Here is a 19953-nt window from a genome sequence, read left to right on the forward strand (position 1 = left end):
TCAGAAAGGAATTGGCATAGCCGAAAAAATTGCCCTCAACCAAATTGGGTACAAAACAGCAACGATGTGGGCAAAAAGCCAGCAACTAAGTGCTTTGTTTGAATAAATTCAAATAAAGGGTTGCGCGAAATCTCATGGGGAGTATAGTTCGCCTCCATCGGACGCGGGGTGGAGCAGCCTGGTAGCTCGTCGGGCTCATAACCCGAAGGTCGTCGGTTCAAATCCGGCCCCCGCAACCAATTCGATTCGCAGGCAATAAAATGCCCGATTCAATTGAACGATGAAGTAAAGAAGTAAGAAGTGCTACGGACGCGGGGTGGAGCAGCCTGGTAGCTCGTCGGGCTCATAACCCGAAGGTCGTCGGTTCAAATCCGGCCCCCGCAACCAATTCGAGACTTATGCATGATGTGCAAAGTTCGAATGATGTGATGAAGTAAATGCAGTACAAAGTAGTGACGGACGCGGGGTGGAGCAGCCTGGTAGCTCGTCGGGCTCATAACCCGAAGGTCGTCGGTTCAAATCCGGCCCCCGCAACCAACTACTAAAAAACCAGTAAACATGAGGCACCTTAACGGGTGTTTTTTTGTGTCTGAATTTTGGCTACAGAATCCTCTCCCCCTTCTTCCTGATGCCCTCTTAAATATTCACCCCCTTGCAGACATGCCACCCTGAGCGAAATAGGCCTTAATCCCTGCCAGTATAGACTCCGCGACCTGCTGCTGAAAATGAGCCGTACGCAGTTTCTTCTCTTCATTAATGTTACTGATAAATGCGGTTTCCACCAGAATGGACGGGATGTCCGGTGCTTTGAGTACAGCAAATCCGGCCTGATCCACTTTGTTTTTATGCAGAGGGTTAATCTTGCCCATCCGCGTCAGCACTTCCTTGCCGAATTTAAGACTGTCGCTGATAGTCGCAGTCTGCACCAAATCAAATATCGTGTGATCGAGATACTTGTCACCACTTTTACTCACGCCGCCAATCTGGTCGGATTCGTTCTGAGTTTGCGCCAGAAAACGTGCTGCTGAGCTGGTCGCGCCCTTAGTCGATAAGGCAAAAACGGACGAGCCTTTAGCCGCTCGGCTGGTAAACGCGTCGGCATGAATGGAGATAAACAGATCTGCCCGCAGCTTTCGCGCCTTGGCGACACGCACTTTCAGCGGAATAAAGACGTCTTCATTGCGGGTCATATGCGCTTTCATGTTCTTTTCACGGGCAATAAGCTTTTGTAACCGTCGGGCAATCTGCAAAACGACATCTTTTTCACGCGTTTTATACTTGCCTATAGCACCGGGGTCCTCACCGCCGTGACCGGGATCTAACATGATGACCAGAGGCCGGCTTCGACCTGCCTGCCCGTCTTTTACCGCTTCCGGCGGCAAAGTCCTTTCCACGTCCCCACGATTGTAATCTTCCAGTAATGCCAGCAGCGGATCATCCTCAGCGCTGACCGCACCTTCTTCCGGATACAGATCGACGACCAGTCGGTTATGGAATTCTGCCACCGGTTTAAGTGTGAATACGTGAGGATTGATTGAGCGTTTGAGCTCAAGGACCATACGCACGGTGTTGGCATCAAACTGCCCTACCCGAGCCTGCTGAATATAAGGATCGCTTTGCTGGACCTTATCCCCCAGGCCTTTCAGCACGCTGTTGAGGTGAACGCCTTCGATATCCACCACCACGCGTGCGGGTGAGCTCAGCAGAAACTGCTTATACTTCAGAGGAGTACTGGATTCCAGCGTGATGCGGGTATAAGTCGAAGAGGGCCAGATACGCACGGCAATAACCTGTGAACTGGCAGCGAACCCCACTTTACTCACACTGAGCATCCAGGAAGCCGCTACGGTTTGAAGGAGTCGTCGTCTTCCGGGGTTGTGGTTATCGTCAGTCATGCAGTCTCAGGCAGATTTTTAAAGTCTTAAAGTGTTGATAAAAAGCTCAGTTTGGGAATTTTAACCAATCCGTCCCTGCATGTCATTCCTAAACATTATTTCGATATATCAATTTGTTGTATGTTTGTAATCGTTGTTAATAGAAAAACAGAGATTTCTTACTTGCCACACAGCCCTAAAAGAATAAAAATACAGAAATTACGAATAAAAATTCAAATGAGGTTTTGCCGTGAAGGAACGTAGTACTGAACTGGTTCAGGGATTTCGCCACTCAGTTCCCTATATCAATGCGCACCGTGGCAAAACATTCGTTGTCATGCTTGGTGGAGAAGCCATTGAACATGAGAACTTTAGTAATATTGTCAATGATATCGGTCTGTTACACAGTTTAGGGATCCGGCTTGTCGTCGTCTATGGCGCACGTCCGCAAATCGACGAGAATCTCGCCGACCACAATTGTGAGCCGATTTATCATAAAAACATTCGTGTCACCGACGCCCGAGCCCTCGAACTGGTGAAGCAGGCGGCGGGACTTTTGCAACTGGATATCACTGCCCGCCTGTCGATGAGTCTGAATAATACTCCGCTACAGGGCGCGCATATCAACGTCGTTTCCGGTAACTTTATTATTGCTCAGCCGCTGGGCGTGGATGACGGCATTGATTACTGCCACAGTGGCCGTATTCGCCGCATCGACGAAGAAGCCATTCACCGCCAGCTCGACAGCAACGCCATCGTATTGATGGGGCCGGTTGCAGTGTCGGTGACCGGGGAAAGTTTTAACCTGACTTCCGAAGAAGTCGCGACGCAGCTGGCCATCAAACTGAAAGCGGAGAAGATGATCGGCTTCTGTTCTTCACAGGGCGTGATAAACGAAGAAGGCAATATCATTTCTGAGCTGTTCCCAAACGATGCGCAGCTTCGTATTGATACGATGGAAACCAGCGGCGATTACCTCTCCGGTACAGTGCGCTTCCTGCGCGGTGCCGTGAAAGCCTGCCGCAGCGGCGTACGTCGTAGCCATTTGATCAGCTACCAGGAAGATGGCGCTTTGATTCAGGAGCTGTTCTCGCGTGACGGTATCGGTACACAAATCGTGATGGAAAGTGCCGAACAGGTTCGCCGTGCTACCATCAACGACATAGGCGGGATCCTCGAACTTATCCGTCCGCTGGAACAACAGGGAATTCTGGTGCGCCGCTCCCGCGAACAGCTGGAAATGGAAATCGACAAATTCACTATTATCGAACGGGATAACCTGACCATCGCCTGTGCGGCGCTGTATCCGTTCCACGATGAAGGCATCGGTGAAATGGCGTGCGTGGCCGTGCATCCTGATTACCGCAGTTCATCACGCGGCGAAATGCTGTTGCAGCGAGTGGCCAGTCAGGCGAAGCAAATGGGGCTAAACCGTTTGTTCGTGCTCACGACCCGAAGCATCCATTGGTTCCAGGAGCGTGGCTTCAAACCGGCCGAAGTGGATGTTCTGCCGATTCAGAAACAGGAAATGTATAACTACCAGCGCCGTTCTAAAATCCTGATCTCCGAACTCTGAACGCTGACTTTCATCCATAAAAAAGGACGCTAACGCGTCCTTTTTGCTTTCTGAGTTTTCAAATCACATTATTTATCAGTCTGTGATTTCAGGGTTTTCTGCAATGTTGAAGTATCAGCGTAGGTTTTGAAACCTTCCGGCGCAGCATACTGCGGCGTCTTGCTGTCACTGCCGGAGACCTGAGACAACATCGCCAGACCATCCGGTTTAATTACTGCCTGATGGAAGTAATCCGCCAGTTGCGTTTGTGTCAACCCGGCAATCACACGGATAACATTGGTGCGCGTATCAAATTGCGCATTCCCCCGGCTGAAATCATTACCTAATCTGTCCGCTTCTTCATCCAGCGTTTGCGGGCGTTGCTGCATTTCATTTACCAGCCCTTGTTTATACTGATTAAACTCCGCGTCTTTCATTTCACGCAGACGTTTTTCGGCTTGTGGGTAAAAGGCCAGATAGCGCTGATACAGATAGTCCGGCTGCTTGCTGTTACTTTGCAGTAAGAAACCGATACCCCATTGTTTACCGACAGGAATGGGGAACGCAAATACCGCGTAACCGAGTTGCTCCTGCGTGCGAAGCTGGCTATAGAACCACGGTTGAATAATTTGCCCGAGTAATGCGCTGTAGCCCATGCTCTGGACTTCGTCATAACCGGTCGGCACATACACGGCGGCCAGCGCCGAGTCAGAACTGCTGCCGACACGCTGGATGTTGGCTTTCAGAGGCTCAGTCACAACGGCCTGCGTGCCGCGCCACCAGTCGGTTCCGTGCTTACCAAGTTTGTGCATAATCTGCTGCGACATAGCTTTCACCTGATCGCCCGTCATATTGCCCACTACCATGATTTCCACAGCGGCGTGGTGAATAAGCTGCTCACGGTAAGCATTCACATCATCAAGTGTGATATCCGCAACCAGCTTCTCGCGTTCTGAACGCTCGGTATAAGGCACGCGCGAAAGTAACTGAACCGGCTGGAGTGCTAACTCGAAGGCTTTGCCTTTATCCGCAGAGGCTAAACGCTCCCGATACCATGATTTAGCCTGATCAAGCTGTTGCTGCGTGGGTTTGAAATCAGGATAGCTGTCCACCAGTGCGGCCAGTAAGTCCGGCAGACATTCCGTGAAACCGCTGGCGGTAAACTGCAGCCCGTTGTCAGGCGACGTACCAAAGCTCAATCCGCCGATAGAAGCCTGATAACTTAGCTGATCGTAAGCTACGCCGGTAAGATAATCCGTCAGGCCGTAAAGTACCTGATTTTTCGCCGTGCTTAACGCCTGTTCATTGCGAAAGGATACCGTCACGCTGGCTTTCGGTTCATCAGCGAAGAAGCGGCTTGGCATGTAAAATACCCGCAGGCCTTTATCTTCAACCAGCAGTTCAGGTTTTGTCGCTTTAGAATCTTTGGTTACCAGCGCCAGAGAGTTCGGAATGTATGGGTTCAACTCAGGCAGAGTGAGTTTGATTCCCTTCCCCAGGGATTTCCAGTGCTCGAAGGTTTGTGGCAGGACTTTATCGACCTGATAAGGTGCATTCACAAAGTAAGCGACTTTATTGTGTGGCTCATTCGGACTGATGATCCAATAACGCGCATTTTGCGGCGTCATTTCATCCAGCCTGGATTCGATCGCTTTCGGATCGTATTGGTCCGTCAGATAAGGGGAATCCAGAACGTGCTCGACCGGCACACGCAACATGGTATCCACCAGCCATTCGACGTAATCCATATCCCTCGTCAGCGCCGGATAGCGGAAGTCGAGCGCCATCACGTGGGCAATTTCATCGAAATAGGGTTTCTTTATGCCCTGCTCGCGCATTTCACGCAAATAACTGAAAATGGCGGCAATGACCGTATCGCGCTCGGCGAGACCTTTATCCGTCAACGAAACTGAAATATTAAACACGCCCTGATTCCGGTTGACCATCGGGTCCGCACCGGCACTAATACCATCGGCGTAGCCTTGCTTTTGCAGCCAGTCAGACAATGTATTCAGACTGCGGTTACCAATCAGGTAACTGATATAGGTATCCGTCTTACTGCGAAACGCGGCGCTGTTGTTGTCAATGGCGAACTCAACGCGTAATTCTTTGCGCGGCTGTGCGGGAACAAAATGGATATATTCGCCTTTCTGTTTATCCGTTAAGGTCGGCACGGAAATCGGCGGTACGGCGGCATGATGATTGGCAATCTGCCCGAAAGTGTTTGCGGCCAGTTGCGCCAGTTCCGGCAAAGGTTTATTGCTGTAAATCACGCCGACCATCAGATTGGCAGAGTAGTAGCGATGATAAAAGTCCGTCAGCTGATCGTGCAACTTGCTGCCCGGCTTGTCCTTTAGGGTATCGAGATTCCCCCCCGAAAAGCGCGAACCAGGATGTTCCAGATTCAATGTTTCAGCGCGTACCTGTGCCATACGCATTCCATCACGGGAACGCGCCATGGTCAGTTCAGCATTCACCGCGTTGCGTTCTCGGTCACCATTGGCGGGGTCTAACAGGGGTTCTCCGATTGCATCGGAAAGGCGATCTACTGCTTCAGGCAGAGCGTCATTTTCAACTTCCAGATAGAATGCCGTGCGATAGGAAGCGGTGCTACCGTTATGGCTGCCGCCATGTTTTTTGAGAAATTCGGAAAGGCTTTCTGGCTGAGGATATTTTTTGGATCCCATCAGCAACATGTGTTCAGTGTAGTGAGCCAGACCTAACTGTGAGTCCGGGTCTTCCAGCGAGCCGACGGGAATAGCCAGAGCTGCGAGGGATTTAGGCGCATCTGGATCAGAAACGAGCAAAACCGTCATGTCATTCGCCAGCGTTATCGCCTGATACTGACGCGGGTCGTTCTGACTTTTATTGATAGCTTGTGCATAAGGCTGCCAACCGGCGGCACTTGAAACAACAGGGGCCCAAAAGGTCAATAACAACAGTAACCCTGTAACTCGGGTAACCTGTTTAAACATTGCCACTCTCCCTCAATCCAATAAACGTGCCACACGGGCAAAAAATAACGGTTCATCCACTGATGAACCTCAACCTGCTGTTTTATGCCGTTGAGTCTTTTCAGACCCCGCAGTTGCAGGATAGTTGTCAAAAAATCAGTCTCGGGATGTACGTTCTGGTGCTGTTTCACATTTTGCACCCGGACACGATACTCCCCTCCCGGATAAATCACCTGTTTAAACCACTCTATGCAGTTGGGCTGCCATTGCAAGCGGCTTGACAGTATTTCTCCCGCCTAACCGGAAGATGTGGGCGTATCTGGCTCGCAAAGCAAACGCTGCAACTGCGCCTGATAGTGCGCCGGTGTACGGATAATCGCGCCGATCACTTTGCATCGTTGCCCGGCAGTAAAACCCGAGATCTGATACTCCCAGCCATTAATTACCGGTTCAGTGCCGTTTCCGCTGACCGAATAGGCTTCTAACTGTGAGTGCGCCTCTGACCACGCCTGCTGCACCTGCCACTGACGCATAAAACCCTGGCTCAGAGACTGAAAATAGTTGAGCAATCCTAGAACCGATACCGACAGCAGCAGCGCGGCGATCAGCGCCTCAGGCAGGCTAAATCCTTGCTGTTTGGCTTCTTTCTCAGTCATCACAGAACTGCTCATCGCCTTCGGGACAGAAATCCAGCCAGCCTTGCCTGAGTGGAAAAAAAATCAGCGAGCCATCGGCTTGTATTTGCGCGCTGACCTGCTGGTAAATGGTCACGGGCTCTCCCCCTTCCGACACTCTCCCTTCCCCGCGCACCACAAAAACATCTTCACGTAGTGAAGGGCGGACACAGGTACGTCCTGACCCCACAGCCAGGATCCCGGAGGTCAACGCCTGACATTGCCACTTCGTCTGTGCCGTTAATTTCCACCGTTCGCTGATTCCCCAGCTCAGTGAAGACGCGGCATTCTCCCAGGCAATCGCATACCGGTGCTGATGAGAAGTCAGTGCCAGCCCGGCAGAAAGCTGTTGCTGTAGCGAATTAAGGGCAATCATTCCCAGCCCCATCATCACCATAATACTCAAGATCATGGCACTGCCCTGCTGATGGTATTGAGAGGAATGCCTCCTGATTTTCGCCCGGAATTTCATAAGGAATGTCCCGCAACCTGGACAATAATTTTGCGGTGGATCAGGGGATCTTTGCTCCAGCTGGCCTCAAGTTCCAATGAGAAAAGGCGTCCGGCATTCAGGCCTGAATGTTCCGTCACAGCAAACTTCGTGACGTTAACTTCTGCCGGGTCGAGCAATTTCTCCCAGCCAGAACTGTTGCATGCATCTGTACCACGCTGGATTTCAATACCGCCCTGACGCAGGCGATAACCAAAGTATTCAGATTCTGCGCTACCCGGTTTTTCCCAATGCCCGTTTCTGTTCAGATCATAAATCGCGATAACACAGGAACCTGCAGTTTCTCCTGACGCATTGCCGAGAATGACCGTTTTACCATCACACACGCCATTGCAAAACCCAGCGCGTCGTAAATCCTTTTCGACAGTAAAGCTGGTCTGGCGCAGCAGTTGATCCAACTGATAATGTCGCCCGAGACTTTGGCTTCGCTGGCGCATCAGCGGATAAATTTGCGCCGCACTGAGCATCAGCATGCTGCCGACGCCCATCGCCATCATCACTTCAGGCAGTGTGAAGCCCTGCGTTCGACGGGAAATCACTGGCAGACTCCGATGCCCAGCATCGGCTTATTTTCACTGCACAGACGCAAACGCCCTCTGGCTGATAGCACCACACGCAGACTCCCCGCCGCATTTTTTAGTGTCATATGCCCGGCCAGTGCGGCATTTCGCAGCCCGTAAAAACCCATCGCTTTGCCGGTAAAATCGATTAACTCCATATCCGGTTCACTGACCACAAACACTCTTCCGACCGCTGCACTGCAAACTGCCGGACGCGCACCTGCCCCAATGCACCCGCCGGTACCGCTTATCATCCACAATATGGCGGAACAGTTGTAATTGTTGGCTTCAGCCTGCAAATCATAAAGATACAATCGCAGATGCTGCGCCTGCTGTTCGAGTTTAAGCGCCTGCTGATATCCGCGCCAGCTGTGCAATCCCCACAGGATGCACATCGCGACCAGCGCAACGACCACCATCATTTCAATCAGTGACATTCCCTGCTCTCCTGAACGATCGGTTGTTTTCATACGCTCAGGGTAGGCATTTGAATTTTCACCACCAGTGGCAAAGTGGTTTTCTCCATGACATCCCCAGAACAAAAAGTGCAAAAGAATGCACGCGACAAAAATGTTGCGCGACGTCTCGCAAAATCAAAATGTGGGATGCAATAGCGGTGTGAATCGTTGAGGGGAAAGCGTAAAAAGTGTCGCAGAGGGAAGTCAGGATAATGGCTGCCTGACAAACGTCAGGCAGCAAACAGCGAAGAATCAGATAGCGACGGGCGCTTTTATTGCTGGGTGCGGATCGTATCCCTCAATCTCGAAATCTTCGAAGTTGTAGTCAAACAGGGAGGCAGGCTTGCGTTTGATAATCAGTTTAGGCAACGCGCGTGGTTCACGGCTCAGCTGCAGCTGCGTCTGTTCCATATGGTTGCTGTACAGATGGGTATCCCCACCGGTCCAGACAAAATCGCCGACGTCAAGAGAGCACTGCTGCGCCATCATGTGCACCAGCAGTGCGTAACTGGCGATGTTAAACGGCAGGCCAAGGAAGACATCGCATGAACGCTGATACAGCTGGCAGGACAACTTACCGTCCGCCACGTAGAACTGGAAGAAAGCATGACAAGGTGCCAGTGCCATCTGATCCAGCTCACCGACATTCCACGCAGAAACAATGATACGGCGCGAATCCGGATCGTTTTTCAACTGGTTCACGACGTTGGTCAGCTGGTCGATTTGCTTTCCATCAGCAGCCCCCCAGGCACGCCATTGCTTGCCGTACACGGGGCCGAGATCGCCGTTTTCATCGGCCCACTCGTCCCAGATGCTGACATTGTTTTCACGCAGATAGGCGATATTGGTTTCGCCTTTCAGGAACCACAGGAGTTCATGAATGATGGAGCGTAAATGACAGCGTTTGGTGGTGACCAGCGGGAAACCATCCTGCAAATTGAAACGCATCTGATGACCAAAAATCGACAACGTGCCGGTACCCGTACGGTCGGCTTTAGGGGTGCCTTCATCGAGCACTTTCTGCATTAAATCCAGATACTGTTTCATGTTACCTCACGACAATTGTTTCTGCGGACGGCGGTATGCCCAGACCATCATAATCAGGCCGATGACTACCATCGGAATGGACAGTACCTGCCCCATGCTGATCACGCCGTCGAACAAACCGAGCTGCGCATCCGGCTGGCGGAAATGCTCAACAATGATGCGGAATAAACCGTAACCGATCAGGAACAAGCCTGATACCGCGCCCATCGGGCGTGATTTGCGAATAAAGACGTTCAGGATGATAAACAGCACGATGCCTTCAAGCAGCAGTTCATACAGCTGGGAAGGATGGCGTGGAAGAACACCATACTGGTTCAGAAGCGGCTGCCATTTAGGGTCAGCGGCAGCGATGGCGATATCTTCCTGACGGGAGCCGGGGAATAACATCGCCCAAGGCACATCAGTGGTCACACGCCCCCACAGTTCGCCGTTGATGAAGTTACCCAGACGCCCGGCACCCAGACCAAACGGGATCAGCGGCGCGATGAAATCCGCGACCTGGAAGAAATTACGTTTGGTACGGCGGGCGAAGACCAGCATTACGACGATCACACCGATCAGGCCGCCGTGGAAGGACATACCGCCGTCCCACACTTTGAACAGATAAAGCGGATTGTCGAGGAACAGAGGCAGATTATAGAAGAATACGTAACCGATACGGCCACCGAGGAACACGCCAAGGAAACCGGCATACAGCAGATTTTCGACTTCGTCTTTGGTCCAGCCGCTGCCCGGCTTATTGGCACGGCGCACCGCCAGCCACATCGCAAAGACAAAACCGACCAGGTACATCAGTCCGTACCAGTGGAGGGATACTGGTCCGATAGAGAAAATCACCGGATCAAACTGGGGAAACGCCAGATAGCTGTTGCTCATCTATCACCACAAATTGTTTATTGTTTTAGCCCGGTTAGGGGTCAGCAGGGTGCGAATAGTAGCATAGCCGGGAGGATTTCCGGGGCTATGGCCGGGGAAAAGTTCTGTAAAAAAACGTCTCATTCTGCGCCGCATTGGGGGCAGGCAGGAATGACGCGGTGGTAAACGCCGCGCCTGAGTCCTATTTACCGCCGCGAATCAGCCCGCCCAGACCGCGCCTTTCCATGAATGCTGCCGTCATATGACGAACATCCGTAGTGAAATGTGCCTGCAAAACCCGGCTGGCAAGCTCTTCGGCATCCACCAGATCGATACGGCGCAGCAAATACTTCACGCGCGCCACGCTGCGCCCGTTCATGCTCAGGTTACGGTAACCCATACCGGTCAGCAGCAATGCGCCCATCGGGTCGCCCGCCATTTCACCGCACAGGCTGACGTCCAGCCCGATCGCTTCAGCGCTGGTAATTATCTGCCTGAGCACCCGCAGCATCGCCGGATGTAAGCTGTCATAAAGCCCGGCAACGCGGGTATTGTTGCGGTCAACCGCCAGCAGATACTGAGTTAAATCGTTGGTGCCAACCGAGATAAACTCCACTCTTCCCGCGAGAGCCGGCAACATAAAGATCATCGACGGCACTTCAATCATCACCCCGATGCGCGTGCGCGGCAGTTGGTAACCAAGCTGCTCCTGCACTTCACGTCCGGCGCGGTCTATCAGACGGCGTGCCTCATCTATCTCTTCGAGGCTGGTGACCATCGGCAGCAAGATACCCAGATTCCCCGTCGCCGCATTGGCACGCAGCATGGCGCGCACCTGAATCAGAAAAATTTCCGGCTGATCGAGCGTAATACGAATACCACGCCAACCCAGACAAGGGTTTTCCTCGCTGATCGGCATGTATGGCAGCTGTTTATCAGAACCGATATCCAACGTTCGCAATGTCACCGGCTTTTGCGGGAACAGCTGCAACATGCCCTGATACTGCGCCACCTGCTCCTCTTCGGAAGGGAAACCGCTTTGCAGCATGAACGGAATTTCAGTGCGGTACAGACCGACGCCGTCCACACGACTGCCGAACAGTTTTTCGTGATCGGCACTCAGACCGGCATTGAGCATCACCTTCACTCTTTCGCCGCTTTTCAGCGCCGCAGGCTGATCAACATCATCTTCAGCGCGCTGGCTCAGCTCCATTTCTTCGCTGATGAGCCGTTTATATTCGGCGACCAACACCGGTTCCGGGTCAATCAGCAATTCGCCACGATAGCCATCAACAATCAATTGTCGCTGGCTGAGCAGCGCAGGTTGAATATCCGCGCCCATAATCGTCGGCACGCCCATCGCGCGTACCAGAATGGCCGCGTGGGAATTCGCCGCACCGTCGCGCACCACCACGCCCGCCAGCCGGTCCTGCGGGACTTCGGCCAGAAGCGTTGCGGTCAGTTCATCTGCGACCAGAATGAAACGCTCCGGCCACTGAGTATTGCCCTGAATGGTATCATCGAGATGGAAAACCAGCCGCTGCCCAAGCGCGCGCAAATCGCTACCGCGCTCGCGCAGATAGGTATCCTGCAGGCTGGCAAACTGCGCAGCAAATTCTTCAACGACCTTTTTCACCGCCCATTCAGCAACCGCACCCTGATCGATCTGCGCAAACAGTTCACGCTTGAGACGCGCATCGTTAAGGAGGTGGGAATAGAGGTCGAAAATTGCGGCACTTTCTTTTTGTGCGCTGGCGGTAAACCGTTTACTGAAACGGCGGAACTCTGCACCGGCATCTTCGAGCGCACGGGTCAGCCGCTCGCGTTCACGCACCGTATCGAGCGTGGACGCCATATAAACGTGTTCAAGGGATGGCTGTGAACTGTCCTGCCAGCCGATACCGATGGCAACACCCGGTGAAGCCGCCAGCGCGCGGACGCGGGTCTGGCGAAATCGGCCGTACAGCACGTTCAGCTGGGCTTGTGAAAGGATCGCCGCCAGCTGAGTCGCTAACGTAACTAAAAAGGATTCTTCACTTTCGTCGAACTGCCGATGTTCGCGCTGCTGAATAACCAGCACGCCAAGTAGCTGACGACGGTGAATGATCGGCACGCCTAAGAAGGATCGGAAAAGATCTTCTTTTACGGCTGGAATGTATTTAAAGCTGGGATGACTCTGCGCGTCGGCGAGGTTGATAGGTTCTGCCAGCCGGCCTACCAGACCGACGATCCCCTGATCAAACGCGAGCGTAATAGTGCGCCCGCGAGGTTTTTTCAAACCTCGCGTCGCCATCAGGTAATAACAACGACGGTCATTGTCAGCGAGATAAACGGAACACACTTCGGTGTCCATCGCCAGGCAGGTTTCATTGACCAGTACGTCCAGCGCATCATTCAGGCTGGCCGCCATTGCTACCTTTTCAACAATTTCTCGCAAACGCGTGAGCATCTCTTCGCGACTTAGCCTCTTTTACGACGATAAGCGGGCGATGTCTTGGGAAGGGAAATTTCCTGCATCGGCATAATAGTGGTCGAAAACTCTTTCATCACGCGACGATACACATCGCGCTTAAATGACACCACCTGACGAACCGGATACCAGAAACTCACCCAACGCCAGCCATCAAATTCAGGCGTACTGCTGCGCTGCATATTGATATCAGCATCGTTACACATCAGTTGCAGCAAGAACCATTTTTGCTTTTGGCCGATACAAACCGGCTTTGTGTCCCAACGCACCAAACGTTTTGGCAATTTATAACGTAACCAGTTGCGGGTGGACGCCAGAATACGCACATCTTTGCGGCCCAGACCCACTTCTTCAAACAGCTCGCGGTACATTGCCTGCTCAGCAGTTTCCCCTGGATTAATGCCTCCCTGAGGAAACTGCCAGGAGTGCTGACCGTATCGTCTGGCCCATAATACCTGGCCCTGCTTGTCACAGATTACGATACCAACATTCGGGCGGTAGCCATCATCATCGATCACCGGACTACCTCAATAGCTTAAAATCATAGATGTTCTGATTGTTTCACACTACCAACAGGCGGTAAACCACTGGTTAGCGCTGATCCACACGAATAAAAATGGGATAACTTTCACTAATTGGCAAAGTTATAAACAGATTCGGGCCAGCACTCGCGATTTTATTCACTTTTTCTGTGGATAGATGTGTGCAGAACTTAAGAGTAAGCAGGGTAAAACTCTCGTGAACTTATCCCCAGCCTGAAAATTAACATTTATAAAATACATATAAAGCATTCAGTTACGATGCATAAACCGCGTTATCAACCACCTAAAAAAGTGAGGTACGTCACACGCAGACATGATCTGGCGAAAGATCCACCAATGACGTTTTTATCCACAGCGATCGTCTAAAAGTTGACGTCGTCGGGGTAGAAATTGGATAAAACACTGTCCGTCAAGCCTGTAAATCGAACCAGTGATCGGATTTATCCAAGGTTATCCAAGAAATCTGTGGATAAGTAGGGGGAAGATCCTGTTCATTGTCGCCTTCAACAGGTGGTCAACCTAAAAACTGCTTGTGATAAACCGGCCAGAACCCTAAAAAAAACCAAATTAAATCATGCTATTATTCATCCATCTCACGGGTATAACTTTTTATGCACTGCATTACGCAGGGTGAGGTTAAAAATTAACCTAAATTCATGAGTGTTGTTTTTTATGTCTATTCCGTTACCTGCAACTGAACCGCCCCGTCACGAAGATGAGCTGCTGCACCGCGCGCAGTCGCTGGCCGGTCACAACTTAGGCGAGCTCGCAGCCCGCGCAGGGTTGCCGATCCCGGCCAATCTCAAACGAGAAAAAGGCTGGGTAGGAATGTTATTGGAAGTCTATCTTGGCGCGATTGCTGGCAGTAAGCCGGAGCAGGATTTCGCCGATATTGGCATTGAGCTAAAAACTATTCCCATTGATTCGCACGGCAAGCCGCTGGAAACCACGTTCGTCTGCGTTGCGCCGTTAACCGGTAATAGCGGCGTGACCTGGGAGAGCAGCCATGTGCGCCATAAACTGGCGCGGGTGCTGTGGATCCCGGTTGAAGGCGAGCGCCAGATCCCGCTTTCTGAGCGCCACATTGGCGCACCTTTATTGTGGCAGCCTTCCAAAGAAGAAGATGAGCAGCTGCGTCAGGACTGGGAAGAGTTGATGGATTTGATCGTCCTGGGCAAAGTTGAAAGCATCACTGCGCGCCACGGGGAATTCCTGCAACTGCGCCCGAAAGCGGCTAACAGCAAAGCGTTAACCGAAGCGATCGGCGAATTCGGTCAGCCGATCCTGACGTTGCCACGAGGTTTCTATCTGAAAAAACGCTTTACCGGCGCGCTGCTGGCCCGACATTTTCTGCTCTGATGGCACTCATTTTAAAAATTTCACGCACCTTTTGTGCCACTTTTTCAACCCTTTGCTACGATAGAATGTGATTATGTCCGGACAGAATAATGTCAGACTTTCTAAAACGTCGCGTACACACAAGGAATGATAAAAATGATGAAGAAAACATTGATGATGACCAGCGCCGCGCTGCTGGTATTCGGGCTCGCAGGCTGCGCCAGTGATTATGTGATCTCAACCAAAGACGGCAATATGATCCTGACCGACGGCAAACCGAAGCTGGATAAATCTACCGGCCTGTTGAGCTATACCGACGAACAAGGCAACGAGCGTCAGATCAACAACGACAACGTCAGCCAGGTGATGGAACGCTAATTCAGACCTGCACCAACCGATAAGAGCCGGTTTTGGACTGGCTCTTTTGCTGCTTCCCCCGCTCTCTCTGATTACCGGCACTCTCTGCCACTTCCACCTGATGTTTCCCTTGTATATAGTCAGATAAGGCACTTTTTCTATCAGCCTGACATTCTCAGAAGAAAGGAAGACCGGCAATGCAATATCACCGTATACCCCACAGTTCTTTAGAAGTGAGCTTACTGGGTCTTGGCACCATGACTTTTGGTGAACAAAACAGCGAAGCCGACGCCCATCAGCAGCTCGATTACGCCGTTGCAGCGGGCATCAATCTGATTGATACCGCAGAGATGTATCCTGTTCCGCCACGCCCGGAAACCCAGGGTCTGACCGAAAGCTATATCGGCAGCTGGCTGAAAGCCCGTGGTAACCGCGAGAAGATCGTGCTGGCGAGCAAAGTCTCCGGCCCTTCCCGTGGCAGCGATAATGCGATTCGTCCGGCGCAAATGCTGGATCGTAAAAATATCCGCGCGGCGCTGGATGCCAGCCTGACACGTCTGAATACCGATTATCTGGATCTCTATCAGCTGCACTGGCCACAGCGTCAGGCCAATTTCTTCGGCAAGCTGGGCTATCAGTACACCGAAGAGCAATCTCCGGTGACGTTGCTGGAAACGCTGGAAGCGCTGAACGAACAGGTTCGCGCCGGTAAAATCCGCTACATCGGCGTTTCAAATGAAACGCCGTGGGGCGTGATGCGCTATCTGCAACTGGCTGAGAAACACGATTTACCACGTATTGTTTCCATTCAAAACCCGTACAGTCTGCTGAACCGCAGCTTTGAAATCGGGCTGGCAGAAATCAGCCAGTACGAGGGCGTTGAACTGCTGGCCTACTCCAGCCTGGCGTTCGGTACGCTGAGCGGGAAATACCTGAATGGTGCGAAACCGGCCAATGCGCGCAATACGCTGTTCAGCCGTTTCACCCGTTATTCTTCTCCACAAGCTGAAGGCGCAGTGGCGGAATACGTGGCATTGGCGAAGAAACACAATCTGGATCCTTCGCAGATGGCGCTGGCCTTCGTGCGTCAGCAACCGTTCGTTGCCAGTACTTTACTGGGTGCGACCACGCTGGAGCAGCTGAAGATCAACATCGACAGTCAGGATTTGACGCTCGATGCCGAAATCATGGGCGAGCTGGAAAACATCCACAAACGCTTCACCATACCTGCTCCGTAACTGCGTATTTCAGACATAAAAAAGGGCGCTCAGCGCCCTTTCGTTTTTTCGGGTAATGCAAAACGCCTCAGATCTGACGGCGCTTTTGCATTACCTGCCAGATCCACAGCGCAGTAATGGCCAGCGCGAAGACCACACCGAAGCCAATACCGATCGCAACGACCGGCGCACCCGCCATCACGACCAGCGAATACAGGCCAAGCATCAGCAGCATCGCGGTATTCTCGCCGAGATTTTGCACCGCAATCGCATTACCGGCTCCGACAGAGGCTTTCCCGCGATGCTGTAACAGCGCATTCAGCGGCACCACGAAGAAGCCACCGAGAACCCCCACCACCACCAGGACGATATACGAACTCAGCATGCTGGTTTGCAGCGCGAAGACTACTACGGCGATACCAATCGCCACGCCCGCTGGCAGGCAACGTTTGACGGTGTCGAGACGGATTAACTTCGCGGCCGCACCGGCTCCGAAGACAATCCCGATGGCCACCATTGCGTTGAGTAACGTCGGCGTTTTGTTATCGGTAATCCCTAACGCCACCGGCACCCACAGCACCAGCAGGAAACGCAACGTCACGCCTGCGCCCCAGAACAGGCTGGTACCGACCAGCGAAAAGCGGGTTTCACCATCATTCCACAACGTTTTACACGCCGAGAAAAACGTCCGCGTCATTTTAGCCGGATGCCACGACTGTCCGGCGCGCGCCGGGGTCAGTTTTGGGATAAACCAGTTGGCAACCACGGCAGCTCCGTAGGCCAAAACGCAGATGCCCAACGCCGCCAGAATATTCCAGTCAGCCAGCGCGCCACCCGCTACTGAGCCGAGCAGGATCGCGGCAATCGTCGAGGCTTCCATCAGACCGTTGGCTTTAACCAACTGCTCGCCGCTGGCGATTTCCCCCAGAATGCCGTACTTGGCCGGTGAATAGGCGGCAGCACCGATGCCAACCAGCGTGTAGCCGAGGAACGGATTCAGACCGGCGCAAATCACCGCCGCACCGCCGAGCTTCAGCAGGTTGGCGACCATCATCACGCGGCCTTTGGAGAAGCTGTCAGCGAACTGCCCGACAAACGGCGCGAGAATGATGTAAGTCGCGACAAACGCCATCTGCAAAACCGGCTGGCTCCAGTCGGGATAAAGCTGTTGTTTGATCAGCGCCAGTGCGGCAAACAGCAGCGCGTTATCGCCGAACGCCGACAAGAACTGCGCGACGATCACCGCCGTCATGCTTTTTGACATCAGCGGCGATGCCGCCACTAAAGGTTTACTCATGCCTCAGTCTCCGGTTTTTCTGCCATCTCGCGCAGGGTGACAAAATCAGGTTTACCGCTGCCGAGCAACGGCAGGGCTTTGACCACGCGAATATCACGCGGCACGGCAAGTTCCGGCAGTCCCAGTTCGCGGGCGGCTTTGCTCAGCGCATCACGACGAAGTTCTGCATCGGTAGTAAACAGTACCAGCGCTTCACCTTTGCTGCTGTCGCTGCGCGACGTCGCGGCATGCTGGCCGTCCGGGGAGGCTTTAATCGCCAGCTGTTCGACGCTTTCCAGCGACACCATTTCACCGGCCAGTTTGGCAAAACGCTTCACGCGGCCACGAATGGCGCAGAACCCTTTTTCATCCAGCGTGACGATATCGCCGGTGTCATACCAGCCCGCCTGCATTTCGCCGTCGGCATTTTCAGCCTGTGGTGTTTCGAGTACGCCCGGATTTTCGACGCGCAGATAGCCTTTCATGATGTTCGGGCCGCGCAGTTGCAGGCGCCCCCCCTCTTCAATACCCGGCACCTTAATCAGACGCGCCTCCATCCCCGGTAAGATCTTCCCGACGGTATTCACCCTGGTCGCCATCGGCACGTTGATTGCCACCACTGGCGCACATTCGGTCACGCCGTAGCCTTCAAGAATGCGGATACCAAATTTGTTCTGCCAGATTTCCTTGGTGCTTTCCGCCAGTTTCTCCGCACCGGCCACCACGTAGCGCAACCTTGCAAAATCATAAGGATGAGCAAAGCGGGCGTAGTTGCCGAGGAAGGTCGAGGTGCCAAACAGCACGGTACAGTTCTGGTCGTACACCAGCTCCGGTACGATGCGGTAATGCAGCGGGCTTGGATACAGGAACACGCGCGCACCGGTCAGCAGCGGCGTTAACAGGCCGACGGTCAAACCAAAGGCGTGGAACAGCGGCAGTGAGGACATGAAGCGGTCACGCGGCGTGAAATCCGCCACGGTGCGGATCTGCTCGACGTTTGCCAGCAGGCTGGCGTGTGAATGCACCACGCCTTTCGGATTGCCTTCTGATCCGGAGGTGAACAGCACCAGCGCGGCGTCGTCAGCCTTTTGCGGCAGCATCGCGCGACGCGGGAAGATCAGGTGGAACAAGATCCACAGCTTGTCTTGCGTGGTGACCGTGTCCTTTAAATCTTCCAGATACACCCAGTTGGCTTCCGGCACGTTCTCCGGCAGATGGGTCAGTTTGCCTTTCTCAAGGAACTGGCGGGAGGTGATGATGGTTTTGATCTGCGCCGCTTTCATCGCGCTTTGCAGGCCCTTCGCCCCGGCGGTATAGTTGAGCAGCGCCGGAATACGGTTACGCATCGACGCGCCAAACAGCGCAGCCGCCATGATCGTGGCGTTCGGCAGCAACATTCCGACGTGCTCACCTTCGCGGGTAAACCTTTGCAGGATCCGGCTCACGCCGAGGGATTTTTTCAGCAGCCCCTGATAGGTATCTTCTTTAAACGCGATATCGGCGATGCATTTTTTGCGGCGACCATAGCGCGTCTGCGCACCGAGCAGCGCTTCATACAGCGTTTCCGGCTCGCGGGTGGCCATGCGCGCCTGCATCATCACTTTATGCAGTTGCTCACCGGCCAGGATCCGGCGGTCTCGTGAGCGTGGCGCATCCGGCATCGGAATCGTCAGCGGCGGTAGCACGTTGATGGTGATTTTCGGGAACCAGCGGATTTTAAAACTGCCGAACAGGCGGCCAAACGGAGTGTATTCCGCGCCGTCGATGCGTATAGGAATGACCGTTGCCTGAGACTTCGCCGCCACAAAGGCCGCGCCGTCGTAAATCTTCATTAATGAGCCGGTGACCGTGATACGCCCTTCAGGGAAGACCACCACCGGACGGCCCTTCTCCACTTCGCGGATCAGATGTTTGATTGCCATCGGCTTGGTCGGATCCAGCGGCATGAAGTCCACATACGGCTTCAGCCAGCGCATAAACCAGGTATCTGTGATGTTGGAATAGACTGCAAATACCGGTTTAACCGGCAGGAAAAGCACCAACAGCATGCCGTCAATAAATGAAACATGGTTGGGTGTCAGCAGTAAACGCGGATAATCAAATGCTGGTTTGGCCGGTGTCACCGTGACCCGGAACGCGATGCGAAACAGCCACCTGAACGCGGCGAAAAGAAAGTTATACATGTTTGCCATCTCCTTATGTGTCATCCCTGATCCTGAAAGAAAAAGGTTGGGGAAACAGCATACTATAAGCCGCTGAATAATG

The 19953-nt window shown here is 53.1% G+C and carries 16 protein-coding genes and 3 tRNA genes; 7 read left to right on the plus strand and 12 right to left on the minus strand.

Going from position 1 to position 19953, the window contains the following annotated elements; translation table 11 throughout:
* Window positions 1–162 precede the first annotated feature (162 nt).
* From ACMHLI_RS19280 to ACMHLI_RS19290, 3 genes are all read left to right on the plus strand, one after another.
* Window positions 163–239: transfer RNA gene (locus ACMHLI_RS19280), tRNA-Met, on the plus strand.
* A gap of 71 nt (window positions 240–310) precedes the next feature.
* Window positions 311–387, plus strand: a tRNA-Met gene (locus tag ACMHLI_RS19285).
* A 73-nt stretch (window positions 388–460) separates the two neighbouring features.
* Window positions 461–537, plus strand: a tRNA-Met gene (locus ACMHLI_RS19290).
* A 107-nt stretch (window positions 538–644) separates the two neighbouring features.
* On the opposite strand, the gene amiC is transcribed toward ACMHLI_RS19290, so the two are convergent.
* Entirely contained in the window at window positions 645–1895 is a 1251-nt protein-coding gene (gene amiC / locus ACMHLI_RS19295; RefSeq protein WP_413530870.1) for an N-acetylmuramoyl-L-alanine amidase AmiC, read from the minus strand.
* Between the two features lie 229 nt (window positions 1896–2124).
* Between amiC and argA the strand changes: the two genes are divergently transcribed.
* A complete protein-coding gene (gene argA / locus ACMHLI_RS19300; RefSeq protein ID WP_413530871.1) occupies window positions 2125–3450 on the plus strand; it encodes an amino-acid N-acetyltransferase in 1326 nt (441 codons plus the stop codon).
* 68 nt (window positions 3451–3518) lie between these two features.
* Here the strand turns inward: argA and ptrA are convergent, their stop codons facing one another.
* The 9 genes from ptrA to rppH form a co-directional block, all read right to left on the minus strand.
* Window positions 3519–6404: a pitrilysin gene (gene ptrA, locus ACMHLI_RS19305; protein ID WP_413530872.1), complete on the minus strand. Its 2886-nt coding sequence runs from the start codon at window positions 6402–6404 to the stop codon at window positions 3519–3521.
* Between the two features lie 275 nt (window positions 6405–6679).
* Window positions 6680–7039, minus strand: a complete 360-nt coding sequence (locus tag ACMHLI_RS19310; RefSeq protein WP_413530873.1) for a prepilin-type N-terminal cleavage/methylation domain-containing protein — start codon at window positions 7037–7039, stop codon at window positions 6680–6682.
* Window positions 7032–7469, minus strand: coding sequence for a YgdB family protein (locus ACMHLI_RS19315; protein ID WP_413530874.1), 438 nt, complete (start codon window positions 7467–7469; stop codon window positions 7032–7034). The genes ACMHLI_RS19310 and ACMHLI_RS19315 overlap by 8 nt, the downstream gene beginning before the upstream one ends.
* Window positions 7470–7525: 56 nt before the next feature.
* On the minus strand, window positions 7526–8107 hold the full coding sequence (locus ACMHLI_RS19320; RefSeq protein ID WP_413530875.1) for a prepilin peptidase-dependent protein: 582 nt from the start codon (window positions 8105–8107) through the stop codon (window positions 7526–7528).
* Window positions 8104–8598 (minus strand): prepilin peptidase-dependent protein, encoded by a 495-nt coding sequence (locus ACMHLI_RS19325; RefSeq protein WP_413530876.1) that lies wholly within the window; start codon window positions 8596–8598, stop codon window positions 8104–8106. The genes ACMHLI_RS19320 and ACMHLI_RS19325 overlap by 4 nt, the downstream gene beginning before the upstream one ends.
* A 240-nt stretch (window positions 8599–8838) precedes the next feature.
* Window positions 8839–9633, minus strand: a complete 795-nt coding sequence (gene thyA / locus ACMHLI_RS19330) for a thymidylate synthase (protein WP_413530877.1) — start codon at window positions 9631–9633, stop codon at window positions 8839–8841.
* 6 nt (window positions 9634–9639) lie between these two features.
* On the minus strand, window positions 9640–10509 hold the full coding sequence (lgt, locus tag ACMHLI_RS19335) for a prolipoprotein diacylglyceryl transferase (RefSeq protein ID WP_112165953.1): 870 nt from the start codon (window positions 10507–10509) through the stop codon (window positions 9640–9642).
* A 181-nt stretch (window positions 10510–10690) separates the two neighbouring features.
* The gene (ptsP, locus tag ACMHLI_RS19340; protein WP_413530878.1) at window positions 10691–12937 is read right to left on the minus strand and encodes a phosphoenolpyruvate--protein phosphotransferase; all 2247 of its coding nucleotides are present in this window, start codon (window positions 12935–12937) and stop codon (window positions 10691–10693) included.
* Between the two features lie 11 nt (window positions 12938–12948).
* Window positions 12949–13476 carry an RNA pyrophosphohydrolase gene (gene rppH / locus ACMHLI_RS19345; RefSeq protein WP_112165949.1) on the minus strand — a complete coding sequence of 176 codons (528 nt, stop codon included), beginning with the start codon at window positions 13474–13476 and terminating at the stop codon, window positions 12949–12951.
* 696 nt (window positions 13477–14172) lie between these two features.
* Between rppH and mutH the strand changes: the two genes are divergently transcribed.
* The 3 genes from mutH (at window position 14173) to ACMHLI_RS19360 (ending at window position 16433) form a co-directional block, all read left to right on the plus strand.
* Window positions 14173–14859: a DNA mismatch repair endonuclease MutH gene (mutH, locus tag ACMHLI_RS19350; protein ID WP_413530879.1), complete on the plus strand. Its 687-nt coding sequence runs from the start codon at window positions 14173–14175 to the stop codon at window positions 14857–14859.
* Window positions 14860–14997: 138 nt separating this feature from the next.
* The gene (locus ACMHLI_RS19355; RefSeq protein WP_413530942.1) at window positions 14998–15216 is read left to right on the plus strand and encodes a YgdI/YgdR family lipoprotein; all 219 of its coding nucleotides are present in this window, start codon (window positions 14998–15000) and stop codon (window positions 15214–15216) included.
* Between the two features lie 176 nt (window positions 15217–15392).
* On the plus strand, window positions 15393–16433 hold the full coding sequence (locus ACMHLI_RS19360; protein ID WP_112165946.1) for an NADP(H)-dependent aldo-keto reductase: 1041 nt from the start codon (window positions 15393–15395) through the stop codon (window positions 16431–16433).
* A 67-nt stretch (window positions 16434–16500) separates the two neighbouring features.
* Here ACMHLI_RS19360 and lplT read toward each other — a convergent pair whose 3' ends face one another.
* Both lplT and aas read right to left on the minus strand, forming a co-directional pair.
* Window positions 16501–17709 (minus strand): lysophospholipid transporter LplT, encoded by a 1209-nt coding sequence (lplT, locus tag ACMHLI_RS19365; protein WP_413530880.1) that lies wholly within the window; start codon window positions 17707–17709, stop codon window positions 16501–16503.
* Window positions 17706–19871 (minus strand): bifunctional acyl-ACP--phospholipid O-acyltransferase/long-chain-fatty-acid--ACP ligase, encoded by a 2166-nt coding sequence (gene aas / locus ACMHLI_RS19370; RefSeq protein ID WP_413530881.1) that lies wholly within the window; start codon window positions 19869–19871, stop codon window positions 17706–17708. The genes lplT and aas overlap by 4 nt, the downstream gene beginning before the upstream one ends.
* Window positions 19872–19953: the final 82 nt, after the last annotated feature.

The sequence above is a fragment of the Rahnella inusitata genome, assembly GCF_965118895.1.
In the GTDB taxonomy this organism is placed as follows: domain Bacteria; phylum Pseudomonadota; class Gammaproteobacteria; order Enterobacterales; family Enterobacteriaceae; genus Rahnella; species Rahnella inusitata_A.